Below are 13,621 nucleotides of genomic sequence, written 5' to 3'. Positions count from 1 at the left end.
GCTCAGGGCTGCGCCTTGGCGGTCGTCTTGGCTTCCTTGCCGCCCACCACCACCGTCACCATGCGCTCGGGCTGCAGCTTGCGCTGGAAGGCCGCCTTGACGTCGGCCGCCGTAACCGCGTTCATGCGCGCGGTCCAGGTGTCGAGGTAATCCAGCGGCAGGTCGTGCCAGGCGATGTTGGCAACGTTGCCGATCAGCTTGCGGTTGCTGTCCAGCAGCAGCGGAAAGCCGCCGATCAGGTTGTCCTTCGCGGCCTTCAGTTCGCTGGCGGTCGGGCCTTCGGCCACGAACTTTGCGAGCACTTCGCGCGACATCTTCACCGCCTCTTCGGCCTGGTCGGGCCGGGTCTGGAAGCCGACGCGGAAGGCGCCCGCCTCGAGCCCCGGCGCGAAGCCGCTGTAGATGCTGTAGGTCAGGCCGCGCTTCTCGCGCACCTCGTTCATCAGGCGCGAGACGAAGCCGCCGCCGCCGAGCACGTAGTTGCCGAGCGTGAGCGCGAAGTGGTCCGGGTCCTTGCGCGGATAGCCGGGCTGGCCGATGAAGACGTGGGCCTGTGCCGAGTCGAAGGAAATGCGCTCGTCCTTGGGCGCTGTCAGCGCGGCCACTGGTGCAACGGCAGGCAGCGGCGTGCAGGCCTCGGGGCCGGGCAGGCGCGACAGCAGCGTGGTCGCGATCGTCTCGGCCTCGGCGCGCGTCACGGCGCCCACGATGCTGAGCTTGGCGCGGCACGGCACGATCAGCTGCTGGTAGCGCTGGCGCATGGCGGCGGTGTCGATGCGCGCGAGCGTTTCTTCCGTCACCTCCTGGCCGTAGGGGTGCACGCCGTACACGGCTTGCGCGAAGGCGCGGCCCGCAACGGTCGCGGGCTTGGTGTTGGCCTCCTTGATGGCCGCGTTGATGCGTTCGCGCTCGCGCAGCCACACGTCGTCGGGGAAGGCCGGCTCGCCGATCTCGCGCGATGCCAGCGCCACCGCCTTGTTCAGCAACGCCGGATCGGACAGCGTGCGCAGCGAGTAGCTGGTGCGGTCGGTGCCGGCGCTCACGTCGAAGCTGGCGCCCAGATCGGCCCAGGCTTCGCCCAGGGCGTTCTGGTCGAGCGCCGGCTCGCCACCCTTGCCGGCGCGCACGCCCTTCTCGACCATGGTCGCGGTGGTGCTGGCCAGGCCAGCCTGTGGTGCGGGGTCGCGGCGGCTGCCGGCGTCGAAGTCGATCTGCACGTCGACGATCGGCAGCGCGTTGGTCGACACGAGGTAGATTTTTGCGCCGTTGGCCAGCGTCCACTGCTGGATGGGCAGCGCGGCCTGCGCGCTGGTGATGCCCACGATGGCGGTAACGCCCGCGAGCAGGGCGCACTGGGCGATCTTCTTGAGAGTTTTCATGGAACGGGACCTGTCTTTCAGCGCATTTCGCCTGCGGGCGCCGCGAAGCCGCGGCCACGGGGCTTGGCTTCGGGCGGCAGGGGGCGCAGCGTGGCGACCGTGAGCTGGTCGTCACCGAAGTACTTGGCGGCCACGGCCTGCACCTGGGCGGCCGTGACGGATTGCAGCCGGGCGACGATGCGCTCGCTGGCGTCGAGCGGCAGGCCCTGGACCCAGTTGCTGCCGAGCTCGCGCGCCTGCGCCATCACCGAGTCGCGCTTGTAGGTCTCGCTCGCCACCCACTGGGTCTTGACGCGGGCCAGTTCGGCTTCGCCCACGCCCTCTTTGGCGACGCGCGCCAGCTGGGCGCGCAGCGCAGCCTCGACCACCTCGGCGCTCTTGCCGGCGGCTGGTACGCCGTCGAGCACGAAGAGCTGCGGGCCGCGGCCCATGAAGCCTGAATAGGCACCGGCCGAATCGGCGACGCGATCGGGCCCCTGGGTGAGTGCGCGGTCGAGCCGCGCGCCGGCATAGCCGTCGAGCACGGCGGACAGCACCACCAGCGCCCAGGCGTCGCTGTTCGCGTCGTCGATGCTGGCGAGCTGCGGCACGCGGAAGGCCAGCGACACATACGCCTGCTCGGCCGGCGCCTTCAGTTCGATGCGGCGGATGCCGCGCTGCGTCGGCTCGGTGCGCGGCTTGCGCGCAGGCACGGCACTCGACGGGATGCGGCCGTAGTACTTCTCGGCCATGGCGCGCACCTGGGCCACGTCGACATCGCCGGCCACCACGAGCACGGCGTTGGCGGGAACGTACCAGCGCTTGAAGAAAGCGCGTGCGTCCTCGGGCGTCATCGCGTCGAGGTCGCTCATCCAGCCGACCACAGGGCGGTGGTAGGGCGAGGCGGTGAAGACGGCGGCGTTCTGCTGTTCGCCGAGCAGCGCGCGCGGCTGGTCTTCGGTGCGCAGGCGGCGTTCTTCCTTGACCACCTCGATCTCGCGCTTGAACTCGTCGTCAGGCCACTGGTTGTTGGCGAAGCGGTCCGATTCAAGCTTCATCACCTGTTCGAGGCTGCCGACCGGAATCTGCTGGTAGTAGCCGGTGTAGTCACGGGTGGTGAAGGCGTTTTCCTGGCCGCCAAGGGCCGCTACGCGGCGCGAGAACTCGCCGGGCTTGATGTCCTTGGTGCCCTTGAACATCATGTGTTCGAGCGCATGTGCCACACCGGAGGTGCCGTCGACTTCGTCGATGGAGCCGACGCGGACCCAGACCATCTGCACCGCCGTGGGCGAGCGCCGGTCTGGCTGGACGATCAGCGTCATGCCGTTGGCAAGCGTGAATTGCTGGGGGCCGGGCGCCGCGGCTGCGGCGGCGGAAGATGGGTTGCTTTGGGCCTGTGCAGGCATGGCCCATGGCGCCAGAAGCGCCATCGCCAGCACCGCACCAGACGCAGCACGGCGTGGCGGGAGGTGTTTCATAGAATGGGTCGGATTGTAAAAAGCTCCTGATGTTCAGTTTCTTCAAGAAAAAACCGCCTGCCGAAACCCCCGATACGCCGGCGCCCACCCCGCCGGCCGCACCGGCGCCTGCCCCCGAAGCCGCGCCGGCGCGCTCGGTGTTCTCGCCTTCGAGCTGGTTCGGCTCGAAGCCGGCGGTCGAAGAGACCTCACCGCCTCCCGCGTCGCCTGCACCCGTACCTTCCCCGGTGCCCGCGCCCATCGCAGCCCCGGCCCCGGTGGAGGCACCGGCACCAGCCCCCGCATTCGTTCCACCGCCTGTGCCGGCCCCGGCCCCCGCGCCGGTTCCTGCACCCGCTGCCGAAATCGCCGTCGCCACTGAGCGCAAGGGCTGGTTCGACAAGCTCAAGACCGGCCTGCGCAAGACCGGCACCGGCATCCAGGCCGTATTCGTCAACGCGCAGATCGACGACGCGCTTTACGAAGAACTCGAATCCGCCCTGCTGATGGCCGATACCGGCGTCAAGGCGACCGAATACCTGCTTGACGACCTTCGCGGCCGCGTCAAGCGCCAGATGGCCACCGACGCAGCGCAAGTCAAGGTTTTGCTGGCCGAGGCGGTGGCCGACCTGCTCAAGCCGCTCGAGAAGCCGCTGGTCATCGGCCAGTTCACGCCCACCGTCATCATGGTGGCCGGCGTCAACGGCGCGGGCAAGACCACCTCCATCGGCAAGCTCACCAAGCACCTGGCCACCGAAGGCGCCTCGGTGCTGCTGGCCGCGGCCGACACCTTCCGCGCCGCGGCACGCGAGCAGCTGCTGGTCTGGGCCGACCGCAACACGGTCGAGATCGTGAGCAACGAGGGCGGCGATCCGTCGGCCGTGAGTTTCGACGCGGTGAACGCCGGCAAGGCGCGCGGCAAGGACGTGGTGCTGGTCGACACGGCCGGCCGCCTGCCGACGCAGCTGCACCTGATGGACGAGCTGAAGAAGATCAAGCGCGTCGTCACCAAGGCCGACGCCACGGCGCCGCACGAGGTGCTGCTGGTGATCGACGGCAACACCGGCCAGAACGCGCTCGCGCAGGTCAAGGCCTTCGACGAGACGCTGGGCCTCACCGGCCTGATCGTGACCAAGCTCGATGGCACGGCCAAGGGCGGCGTGCTGTGCGCCATTGCGCGCGAACGGCCGATTCCGGTCTATTTCATCGGCGTGGGCGAGAAGCTCGAAGACCTCGAAACCTTCAACGCCCGCGAATTCGCGCAGGCGCTGCTCGGATAAAAAAAACGGCCCCGGCTTGCGCCGGGACCGCTTCGCTTTTTCTCCCTCTCCCCTTTTCCTTCTCTTGCGGGAAGGCAATGCAGCGAAGGTAGTGCGCGCAGCGAATGCTCGCCAGTGCCGAAAGTCATGGGCTCATCTGGCAACGGCAACTTCGGCCATCGCCTGCAACAGCGAATCGGCCACGACCGGCTTGAACAGCACCGGCACCTGCGACTCGCGAACCCGCTGCAGCCGGTCGGGCGAGGTCTCGCCGGTGATGAGCAGCAGCGGCGTCGTCACGCCCTGGCCCTGGCTGAGCCGCAGGCCCGCATCGAGCCCGTCGGCGCCGTCGGCCAGCCGGTAGTCGCACAGCAACAGATCGAAGGGGCGGCCCTCGCCGCTCGCCTGCCGCAGGGCAGCGGCAGCGCCGGCCTCGTCCGCCACCGCATGGGCGTCGATTGCGTGGGAGCGCAGCAGGCCCATCATGGCTTCGCGGATTTCCAGTTCATCGTCGAGCAGCAGCACGCGCCCGGGCAACACTGGCGCCGGACCGCGGCGCTGCCCGGTGGCGGCGTCGGCCGTGGCGGCCGGCGCCAGCGCCCCGATCAGCTCGCGCGCCGCCGCACTGACTGCCGGCACCACCACGCGAAAGTGCGTACCCCGCCCCAGCCGCGAATGCATCTGCACCGGATGCCCGAGCAGCCGCGACAACCGCTGCACGATCGACAGCCCGATGCCGAGCCCCCGCGAGCGGTCGCGGCCCGGATTGTTGATCTGATAGAACTCCTCGAAGATCCGGCCCGACTGCTCGGGCGCAATGCCGATGCCGCTGTCGCGCACCTCGATCCACACCGAGTCGCCGCGTTCGCGCGCCATCACCGTCACGCCGCCGCGGGCCGTGTACTTGAGGGCGTTGTCGATCAGGTTGGACAGCATGCGGTGCAGCAGCTGCGGGTCGCTGTGCACCCACAGGCCGCTGGCGCGCACGCGCAGCTGCAGTTGCTTCTGCTCGGCGCGCGCCGCGAAGGTGTGATTGAGGGGCAGGAACAGCGCGTCGAGCTGCACCGGCTGCGGCGCTGGTGTGATCACGCCGGCGTCGAGGCGCGACACGTCGAGCATGGTGTCGAGCGAGGCGCCCAGCGCGTTCACCGCGCGCATCAGGCGCTCGGCGTTGCGGCCCTCGGGGCGGTCGCGCAGTTCATTCTCCAGCGCGGCGCCGAACAGCGCGATGGCATGCAGCGGCTGGCGCAGGTCGTGGCTGGCAGTGCCCAGGAAGCGCGTTTTTTCTTCGCTCGCGCGCTCGGTGGCGGCGATCTGCTCGCCGAGCCGCGCGGCGAGCGCCTCGTTCTCGAAGCGCAGCATGAGCGACGCAGTCAGCAGCTTGTGCTGGCCGACGCCCGCGTGCAGCGTCAGCAGCAGGTAGGCCGCGCCGGCTGCCGCCAGGAACAGGTGCAGCCCGTCGCCCTGCCACGCCAGCGCGGTGATCATGCCCAGCGACATCGGCATCGTGTAGCCGAAGAGCGCCGGCTTCAGCGGCCACAGCGACTGCGCCGCCCGCGCGCAGCTGCCGACGATCACGGCCATCAGCAGCGAGGTCATGGGCAGGTTGTCGTGCGGCACGATGAGCCAGGGCACCACCGCCGTGACCATGCTCACCAGCGTGACCATGCGCGAAATCTTGCGCGCCCAGTACGCGCTTTCACGCACGGGCCGGGACGGATTCCAGCGCGGCGTGAAGAACACGTAGACGTCGGCCATCAGCAGCCCGGCCAGCCAGAACAGCAGGCTCGGGTCTTTCAGCTGCGAATAGATGATGCTGCCGAACACCACCACGAAGGCCATGTGCGTCAGTGTCGAGACGCCGTAGGTGCTGTAGACCGAGGCAACGTGCTCCCGCAGCACCCGCTGGCCGAGTGCGTGGTCGGCGGAGGGGTCGTTCGACGCGTCGGGCTGCACGCTCAATGCAGGGTGCTGATCAACTGGGCGCGCGAGCGCATGCCGAACAGCAGCAGGATGGTCGAGACATGGTTCTTCACCGTGCCTTCGCTCAGGTTCGCGAGCTGCGCGATTTCCTTGTTCGCCTTGCCTTCGAGCACCCATTGCAGCACCTGCATCTGCCGCGGCGTGAGTTCCTGCCAGGCGCTGGCGTGGGCGAACTCGGCATAGCCGGTGAGCGATTTGGGCACGGCCGGTGGCGGCACCTCCGCCGCGCCGGGATCGAGCAGGCCGCAGGCGCGGATGAAGCTCACCACCTCCTTCAGGTCGGCCGACTTCGGCAGGAAGGCTGCGGCGCCCAGCGCGAGCACGCCCTGCGCCAGCGTGCTGTTGCCAGTGCCCGAGAGCACCACGATCCGCGCGGCGGGAAAGCGCAGCCGGAACTCGGCCACGCCGCTCAGGCCGTGCGTGTCGGGCAGGGCCAGGTCGAGCAGCACGAGGCCGATGGAAGCCTGGTGGGTTTCGTACAGCGCGAGTGCGTCCGCAACGTTGCCGGCCTCGAAGACTTCGATGTTCGCGCCGGACGGGGTGGCCTGCGCCTGGACCAGCGCGCAGACGCCCAGGCGCAGCAGGTCGTGGTCGTCCACAACCAGGATCGCCCTGGGCGTGCGGGTGGGCGCGCCAGTCTCCGCGGCCGGTGACAGAGGTGCGGGTGGGGAGTCGAAGGATGCCACGCGCCGATCTTAGCGATGTAACCTTCTGGTGACAGTGCATAAAGTCATGGCAGCCGCCGTGGCTGTAGTGCTTTATGCTACTTTTTTGATAGCAATTTCGCATCACATGTGCGCTTGCCATCGGGCTTCTCTGTGGGCACCATCGAAAGTCTCGCCGCACCGAACGGCGCTCACGGAGACCTGTCATGACGCACACCGCAGCCGCCCCCCTTGAATCGACCGACCGCAAGGTCGACCGCCTGCTCGCCCACTACGAAGAGAGCCACCGCAACCCGACCAACGAGCTGATCCATTTCGTGGCCATCCCGGCCATCATGCTGAGCATCGTCGGGCTGCTGTTCGCGCTCCATCCTTGGGTAGCCTACAGTTTCGTGGCCGCCAGCCTCGTCTACTACGCCCTGCTGCGCGCCCCGGTCTTCCTGCTGACCATGCTCGCGCTGACCGCCCTGGCCCTGGCGCTGGTGCATGCGATGGGCGGACTTGTATTGCCGATTTCAGCCGCTATCTTTGTGGTGGCCTGGATCTTTCAGTTCGTGGGCCACAAGATCGAAGGCAAGAAGCCTTCGTTCTTCGAAGACATCCAATATCTGTGGGTCGGCCCTCTGTTCGTGCTGTCCAAGCTTTTCCTAAAGCTGGGCGTGCGCTGGTAGCCATTGGCTATTCCAGCGATAGAAATTCAAGGGAACCCTTGGTTTAGCACTCCCTCTAACCGAGTGCTAATATGGCCCACACAAAGGAGTTTCCCCTGATGACAACGCTGTCTGGAGTCTCTGCCAACCAGCTGGCCGTCGCCAATCCATGGTCGATGGTTCCGCCGCTGGGCAACCTGGATGCCTACATTTCGGCCGCCAACCGCCTGCCGATGCTCACGCTCGAGGAAGAGCAGGGCTTCGCACGCAAGCTGCGCGACCAGAACGATCTCGAATCCGCTGGCGCGCTCGTGCTGTCGCACCTGCGCCTCGTCGTTTCCATTTCCCGCCAATACCTGGGCTACGGGCTGCCGCACGGCGACCTGATCCAGGAAGGCAACGTCGGCCTGATGAAGGCCGTGAAGCGTTTCGACCCCGACCAGGGCGTGCGGCTCGTGAGCTACGCCATGCACTGGATCAAGGCCGAGATCCACGAGTACATCCTGAAGAACTGGCGCATGGTCAAGGTCGCGACGACCAAGGCCCAGCGCAAGCTGTTCTTCAATCTGCGCTCGATGAAGCAGGACTTCAAGGCCGACTCGGCTGCGGCCGACAACGGCACGCACCGCGAAACGCTGAGCCCCGACGAGGTGTCGCAAATGGCGACCCGGCTCAACGTCAAGCCTGAAGAAGTGCTCGAGATGGAAACCCGCCTGTCGGGCGGCGACGTCATGCTCGACCCGGGCCCGTCCGACGACGGCGACGAAACCTTCGGCCCGATCGCCTACCTGGCCGACGCCACGCAGGAACCGACTGCCCTGCTCGAATCGCAGCAACGCGACCGCCTGTCGAGCGACGGCATTGCCACGGCGCTCGAAGCGCTGGACGACCGCAGCCGCCGCATCGTGGAAGAGCGCTGGCTCAAGGTGAACGACGACGGCTCGGGCGGCATGACGCTGCACGACCTGGCCGCTGTGTACGGCGTGAGCGCCGAGCGCATCCGCCAGATTGAAGTCGCGGCGATGAAGAAAATGAAGAAGGCGCTTGCGGACTACGCGTAAGCCAGTCGCCCTCCAAGGAAAAAGCCCGGTATCCCGGGCTTTTTTCATTTGGAAAGCGTCCGCATCGCCCGCTTGGCGATGTAGCGGGTTTCAGCCGTGTCCGACTCCGCCACCCACCGCGCGCAGAGCTTGTCGACCCACTCGCCCTGGCTCTTGCTCGCGTCGTTGAGCCAGTTCGCCACCGAGTTCTGCACATAGCGGCTGGGGTCGGCGCGCAGTGGTTCGATCAGCGGCAGCGCGCGCCACGGCTCGGTCTTCAGCGCATCGATCTGCGCGCACCACACACCGCGCGGACGCGTGAGCTCGCTGGCGAAGCGGCGGATGTTGGGGTCAGCGTCAAGCACCCACGGCTGCAGCAGTGCGAACGCTTCGTCGAGCGACTCGATGACCGCGTCGCGCACCGCCATCCATGCGATTTCCCGCACGCCGAAATGCGAGTCGGCGGCGAAGCGGCGCACCGCCTCCAACTGCGCCGGCAGCGGCAGGCCCGAGAGCGTGACCCACTGCGCGGCCCAGCAGCGGGCCACGTCGCTCGCGTGCGTGGCCAGCCGGTGGGCGACGGCATCGCGCTCGCCATGCAGCGCCGTCAGGTCGTAGAGCGCACGCGCGATGTGCCCGTGCCGCTGCATCGGCTTGAAGGCGCTCAGCATCGCGATCGTGTCTACCAGCCGTTCGCTCTGCGCATCGAGCCCGATGTGCCCCGCCACGCTGCGCGCCAGCCGGGGCAGCTCCAGCGCCATGAATTCGTTAAGGTTGACGGTTTCGAGCAGCCCGTCGTTGAGTGCGCCCAGCACCTCGGGCGGGATCAGCGCAATGCGGAAGGCACCCTTGCGCCCTTTGAGGTGCTCGACCGAGCCGGCGTCCATGTGCCCGGGATCCTTCTCAGGAAGCCAGCAGCGTCTTCAGGTCGGACACCATCGACGGCACGCCCGCGCCGTAACGCGCGTAGAGCCGCAGCCGGCCCTGCGTGTCGTAGACGTAGCTGGCGGCCGAGTGGTCCATCGAATAGCTGGTCGGCGTCTTGCCGTCGACCTTCTTGTAGTAGACCTTGTAGTCCTTCGCGAGCGCGACCAGCTCGTCGGCCGTCGGGATCAGCGCGACGAAGCTCGGGTCGAACGCGCCCATGTAGGCCTTGAGCACCTCGGCCGTGTCCCGCGCGGGGTCGACCGTGACGAACAGCACCTGCAGCTTGTCGCCGTCCTTCCCGAGTTGCTGCTTGACCTGCGCCATTTCGGTCATCGTGGTCGGGCAGACGTCGGGGCATTGCGCATAGCCGAAGAACAGCACGACCACCTTGCCCTTGAAGTCGGCCATGGTGCGGACCTTGCCGTCCGCGTCCTTCAGCGAGAAGTCCTTGGCGTAGTCGGCACCGGTGATGTCGACCGCAGTGAAGCTTTGCTTGGTCTCGCTGCAGGCCGAGAGGCCCAGGCCGAGGGTGGCGGTCACGCCCACCCAGCCGGCGCCCGCGGCAATCAGTCGAAGAGCGTTGCGCTTGTTCATGGAAACGTGGTCAGTGAATGTAGTGATCGACGAGCAGCGCCAGGAACAGCACGCTCAGGTGGATCAGCGAAAAGCGGAAGGTCTTGCGCGCCAGCGTGTCGGAATAGTTGCGCCACAGCGCAAACGCATAGCCGGTGAAGCCGATGCTCACGGCAACGGCAACCGCCAGGTACAGCCAGCCGCTCATGCCGTAGATGAAGGGCATCAGGCAGGCCGCGAACAAGATGAAGGTATAGAGCAGCACCTGCAGCCGCGTGAACTCGTTGCCGTGCGTGACGGGCAGCATCGGAAGGCCGGCCTTGCGGTAGTCCTCCACGCGGTAGAGCGCCAGCGCCCAGAAGTGCGGCGGCGTCCACAGGAAGATGATGAGGAAAAGAATCAGCGCCTCGGGCCCCACGTCGCCTGTCATCGCGGCCCAGCCCAGCACCGGCGGCATCGCGCCCGACGCACCGCCGATCACGATGTTCTGCGGCGTCAACGGCTTGAGGATCACGGTGTAGATCACCGCGTAGCCGACGAAGGTGGCAAAGGTCAGCCACATGGTGAGCGGATTGACCGTGAACCACAGCAGCACCGAGCCGGCAGCGCACAGCAGCGCCGAGAAAATCAGCGCCTGCAGATCGCTGAGCTGCCCGCGCGCCGTGGGGCGCCAGGCGGTGCGCTTCATCTTGGCGTCGATGCCCTTCTCGACCAGGCAGTTGAACGCCGCCGCTGCACCCGCCACCAGCCAGATGCCGATGCAGGCCAGCACGGCGCGCTGCACATCGGCCCACGAAGGCAGGCCGGGCACGGCCAGCACCATGCCGATCAGCGCGCAGAACACGATCAGCTGCACCACGCGCGGCTTGGTCAGCGCGTAGAACTGGCGCAGCACATTCGCGGTACTGGTTTGCTGAACGGGGATCGGGGTGCTCACGCGGCGGCCTTCCTTTGATTGTTGTTGTGACCTGGTGCATTGTCACTGGCGCGCGCAGTCTGCGTCGCCAGGTCGCGCCGGCTCTCGCACAGGGCCCAGGTGAGCACAACGGCCAGCGCTGCGGCGCCGCCGGTATGAAGCACGGCCGCGGCCAACGGCCAGCCGAGCAGCACGTTGCCAAGGCCCGTGGCCAGCTGAAGCAGCGCCAGGCCCGCGAGCCATCGCGCCTGCGGGCGGAGTGTCTCGATGCGGCGCAGGCGCCATGCCAGCACGCCGAGCGCGACGAACACGGCATAGGCCATCAGCCGATGCGCGTAGTGAATCGCGGTGAGCGCGGAAAAATCGAGCGGCTGGCCTTCGCCGGTCACGCCGAGGTGACGCCAGATTTCGAAGCCCTGCGCGAAATTCATGGCTGGCCACCAGCTGTCCTGGCAGGTCGGGAACTGCGTGCAGGCCAGCACCGCATAGTTGGTGCTGACCCAGCCGCCGAGCGCGATCTGCAGCACGAGCAGCACAGTAGTCGCGATGAGGCCGTTGCGCAGTGCGGGCGACACGGGCGTGGGCAGTCGCTGCGCCGCGCTCTGCTGGTAGCGCACCGCTTGGATGCACAGTAGCGCCAGCAGCACGATGGCGCCCATCAAATGCGTGGTGACGATGGCCGGGAACAATTTCCAGGTGACGGTGAGCGCGCCGAATGCGCCTTGCAAGCTCACGCCAACGAGCGTCGCCGTCGGCCACCAAGGATTCAGCACAACTTGCGCGATGGCAGGCGGAGGCTGCGGCGCGTTGCCGGCCTTGGGCCCAATGGAAGGCCACCAGCGCACCAGCCAGGTCGCCAGGGCCAGCACGAGGATCAGCACGCCGACACCCGTTGCCAGGTAGCGGTGAACCATCTCGACCCAGGCCTTGCTGTGCGTCACCGGGCCGGTCGGCTGTGCGGCTTGCGCCATCGCGATCTCGTGGCGCGCGCCGGCCGGACTGGCATTGCCGTAGCAGCCGGGCCAGTCGGGGCAGCCCAGGCCCGAGTCGGTGAGCCGCGTGAAGGCGCCGAACAGCGTGAGATCGAAAGTGAGAAACAGCGTGAGCACGGTCAGCGCATGCAGCCGCCGCGCCGGGCCTGCGCCCGCGTTGCGGCGCCACACCCACACCAGCGGGCCGAGCGCGATCAGCACGCCGGCGGCCATGAGCCAGGCGATGGGCTTCAGATCGTAGAGCGAGCTCGTGTCCATGCGAGGTCTCAGCGGCCCGGTTCGTCCCACGACGCCGAGGCGCGCAGCAGGCGATCGAGGTCGCGCTTGGCGCGGCCGGCGCCGGCGGCGTCCATGCGGGCGGGGAAACGCATCATCCAGTTGCCCATCGGGTCGACCACGTACAGGTGCTCGGCCAGCGAGTGGCCCTGCACAGGCGCGAGCCACTTGGCCAGTTGGTCGGCCGGCACGCGCAGCACGGTGGCGCCGTGCAGGCCGTTGTTCAGGCGCTCAGGCACGGGAGCGGCGTCGCTCACGAGCCAGACGCGGTCCATGCGGTCTTTCTCGCGGCCCAGGCTTTCACGCAGTTGCCGTTGCAGGTAGAGCTGCTGCTCGCACAGCGCGTCGCAGGCGGCATCGGCCACGGCCACCAGCAGCCATTGGCCCTTGAGCGTGGCGAAGTCGACCGGAGCGCCGTTGCGGTCGGTGGCGATCAGCTTCGGCAGCTCGTGCTGCGGATCGATCAGCTCGCCATAGACGCTGCGGCCTTCGGGCCGGATCACGTAGTAGGTGAAGTACGAGGCAATGACCGGCGCCGCGCACATCAGCATCACGGCGATCATCTTCCAGCGCCCGACGACCGTGCGCCGGCCCTCCGCACCGTCGAGCGCCTGGTTGGGCGACGGCATCGAATGCACCGTCAGGCCCAGCGGCTCGTCAGAAGCGGCCATCGCGTGCGCGGCGCCTTGAGCGGCGGAAGGGTGTGATGAATTGGAACCAGACATAGAGGATGACGACGAGGGCCGACAGGCCGAACCACTGGAATGCGTAACCGTAGTGCCTCTCCAGGCCCAGCGCCGGGGCCGGCCAGTCGCGCTGCAGGCCCTCGGAAGCCGGTCCGCTCTGCTGCAGCGACACGTCGGTGCGCAGCGGCAGTTTGGTCTCGGCACGGAAGGCCTCCAGGTCGAGATTTTGCCGGATGGGCGAATACCCTTCGGCGGCCGGTGCCGGGGCGGCCGGCGCGGAGGCTGCCGTGGCGGGTGCAGAGGCGGCGGGCACGGGCGTCGGTGCGGACGTGCCCAGCTCCAGCAGATGGCTCGGCGGCGGCTCGATCAGGCCCGTGACCTCGACGATGCCGGCTGGCGTCTCGACCGCACCCAGCTGCGTGCGATCGACGAAATTGCGCTGGATCCAGCCGCGCTGCACCATCACCGCCTGCTCGGTGCCTTCGAGGGCGAAGGGCGTCAGCACGTAGAAGCCGGGCGTGCCGTGCATCTGGCGGTTGTCGAGGTACACGGTCTGCGTTGGCAGCCAGAGCCCGCGCAGGCGCACCGGACGGTGCAGCGAGTCGGAGGCTTTCTCCAGCGCCAGGAATTCGGCCTGGGTCAGCGCCGGCTTGAGCTTCTGGGCGTCGATGTCGGCCTGCAGCGCTTCCTTCTGCGCGGCGCGCGAGAGCTGCCAGCGGCCTAGCGAAACGGTGGCCGCCACGGTCAGCACGGCGGCGATGGTGATCAGCCAGAAACGGCCCGGGCGGCGCCGGTCTTCGGAATACAAGGGTTCAGGGGTCACTGGAGAGAACGGGGCG

13 protein-coding genes are annotated in these 13,621 nt (G+C 67.9%); 3 read left to right on the top strand and 10 right to left on the bottom strand.

What is annotated here, in order from left to right:
• Positions 1-2: 2 nt before the first annotated feature.
• Both BLW48_RS22480 and BLW48_RS22475 read right to left on the bottom strand, forming a co-directional pair.
• Positions 3-1,379: a M16 family metallopeptidase gene (locus tag BLW48_RS22480; RefSeq protein ID WP_093177561.1), complete on the bottom strand. Its 1,377-nt coding sequence runs from the start codon at positions 1,377-1,379 to the stop codon at positions 3-5.
• Positions 1,380-1,396: 17 nt separating this feature from the next.
• On the bottom strand, positions 1,397-2,836 hold the full coding sequence (locus BLW48_RS22475) for a M16 family metallopeptidase (protein ID WP_093177560.1): 1,440 nt from the start codon (positions 2,834-2,836) through the stop codon (positions 1,397-1,399).
• Positions 2,837-2,865: 29 nt separating this feature from the next.
• Here BLW48_RS22475 and ftsY point away from each other — a divergent pair, with 29 nt between their 5' ends.
• The gene (gene ftsY / locus BLW48_RS22470) at positions 2,866-4,095 is read left to right on the top strand and encodes a signal recognition particle-docking protein FtsY (RefSeq protein WP_093177558.1); all 1,230 of its coding nucleotides are present in this window, start codon (positions 2,866-2,868) and stop codon (positions 4,093-4,095) included.
• 132 nt (positions 4,096-4,227) lie between these two features.
• On the opposite strand, the gene BLW48_RS22465 is transcribed toward ftsY, so the two are convergent.
• Together BLW48_RS22465 and BLW48_RS22460 are read right to left on the bottom strand one after the other, a co-directional pair.
• Positions 4,228-6,030, bottom strand: a complete 1,803-nt coding sequence (locus BLW48_RS22465; RefSeq protein ID WP_256330875.1) for an ATP-binding response regulator — start codon at positions 6,028-6,030, stop codon at positions 4,228-4,230.
• A gap of 2 nt (positions 6,031-6,032) precedes the next feature.
• Entirely contained in the window at positions 6,033-6,743 is a 711-nt protein-coding gene (locus BLW48_RS22460) for a response regulator transcription factor (RefSeq protein ID WP_093059928.1), read from the bottom strand.
• A 185-nt stretch (positions 6,744-6,928) separates the two neighbouring features.
• Here BLW48_RS22460 and BLW48_RS22455 point away from each other — a divergent pair, with 185 nt between their 5' ends.
• Both BLW48_RS22455 and rpoH read left to right on the top strand, forming a co-directional pair.
• On the top strand, positions 6,929-7,393 hold the full coding sequence (locus BLW48_RS22455) for an Mpo1 family 2-hydroxy fatty acid dioxygenase (RefSeq protein WP_093177555.1): 465 nt from the start codon (positions 6,929-6,931) through the stop codon (positions 7,391-7,393).
• A gap of 98 nt (positions 7,394-7,491) precedes the next feature.
• Positions 7,492-8,433, top strand: a complete 942-nt coding sequence (gene rpoH, locus BLW48_RS22450; protein ID WP_093177554.1) for an RNA polymerase sigma factor RpoH — start codon at positions 7,492-7,494, stop codon at positions 8,431-8,433.
• A 44-nt stretch (positions 8,434-8,477) separates the two neighbouring features.
• Here the strand turns inward: rpoH and BLW48_RS22445 are convergent, their stop codons facing one another.
• From BLW48_RS22445 to BLW48_RS22420, 6 genes are read right to left on the bottom strand one after another with little or no spacing between them, the layout of a single operon-like run.
• The gene (locus BLW48_RS22445) at positions 8,478-9,299 is read right to left on the bottom strand and encodes a DNA alkylation repair protein (protein WP_093177552.1); all 822 of its coding nucleotides are present in this window, start codon (positions 9,297-9,299) and stop codon (positions 8,478-8,480) included.
• Between the two features lie 16 nt (positions 9,300-9,315).
• Positions 9,316-9,933 (bottom strand): SCO family protein, encoded by a 618-nt coding sequence (locus BLW48_RS22440; protein ID WP_093057636.1) that lies wholly within the window; start codon positions 9,931-9,933, stop codon positions 9,316-9,318.
• A gap of 10 nt (positions 9,934-9,943) precedes the next feature.
• A complete protein-coding gene (cyoE, locus tag BLW48_RS22435) occupies positions 9,944-10,849 on the bottom strand; it encodes a heme o synthase (protein ID WP_093057635.1) in 906 nt (301 codons plus the stop codon).
• Entirely contained in the window at positions 10,846-12,078 is a 1,233-nt protein-coding gene (locus tag BLW48_RS22430; protein ID WP_093177551.1) for a COX15/CtaA family protein, read from the bottom strand. Before BLW48_RS22430 ends, cyoE begins: the two co-directional genes overlap by 4 nt.
• 8 nt (positions 12,079-12,086) lie before the next feature.
• Positions 12,087-12,767, bottom strand: coding sequence for a hypothetical protein (locus BLW48_RS22425; protein WP_093057633.1), 681 nt, complete (start codon positions 12,765-12,767; stop codon positions 12,087-12,089).
• Positions 12,754-13,605, bottom strand: a complete 852-nt coding sequence (locus tag BLW48_RS22420; protein ID WP_093079518.1) for an SURF1 family protein — start codon at positions 13,603-13,605, stop codon at positions 12,754-12,756. Before BLW48_RS22420 ends, BLW48_RS22425 begins: the two co-directional genes overlap by 14 nt.
• Between the last annotated feature and the right edge of the window lie 16 nt (positions 13,606-13,621).

The organism is Variovorax sp. YR266, from assembly GCF_900107295.1.
Classification (GTDB): Bacteria; Pseudomonadota; Gammaproteobacteria; order Burkholderiales; family Burkholderiaceae_C; genus Variovorax.
This window is presented reverse-complemented; position numbering and strand designations above follow the sequence as displayed.

Bases quoted from the DNA above. Each gene is read 5' to 3' on its own strand.
- BLW48_RS22480 (WP_093177561.1), bottom strand. From the start codon at position 1,379: ATGAAAACTCTCAAGAAGATCGCCCAGTGCGCCCTGCTCGCGGGCGTT.
- BLW48_RS22475 (WP_093177560.1), bottom strand. From the start codon at position 2,836: ATGAAACACCTCCCGCCACGCCGTGCTGCGTCTGGTGCGGTGCTGGCG.
- ftsY (WP_093177558.1), top strand. From the start codon at position 2,866: ATGTTCAGTTTCTTCAAGAAAAAACCGCCTGCCGAAACCCCCGATACG.
- BLW48_RS22455 (WP_093177555.1), top strand. From the start codon at position 6,929: ATGACGCACACCGCAGCCGCCCCCCTTGAATCGACCGACCGCAAGGTC.
- rpoH (WP_093177554.1), top strand. From the start codon at position 7,492: ATGACAACGCTGTCTGGAGTCTCTGCCAACCAGCTGGCCGTCGCCAAT.
- BLW48_RS22445 (WP_093177552.1), bottom strand. From the start codon at position 9,299: ATGGACGCCGGCTCGGTCGAGCACCTCAAAGGGCGCAAGGGTGCCTTC.
- BLW48_RS22440 (WP_093057636.1), bottom strand. From the start codon at position 9,933: ATGAACAAGCGCAACGCTCTTCGACTGATTGCCGCGGGCGCCGGCTGG.
- BLW48_RS22430 (WP_093177551.1), bottom strand. From the start codon at position 12,078: ATGGACACGAGCTCGCTCTACGATCTGAAGCCCATCGCCTGGCTCATG.
- BLW48_RS22425 (WP_093057633.1), bottom strand. From the start codon at position 12,767: ATGGCCGCTTCTGACGAGCCGCTGGGCCTGACGGTGCATTCGATGCCG.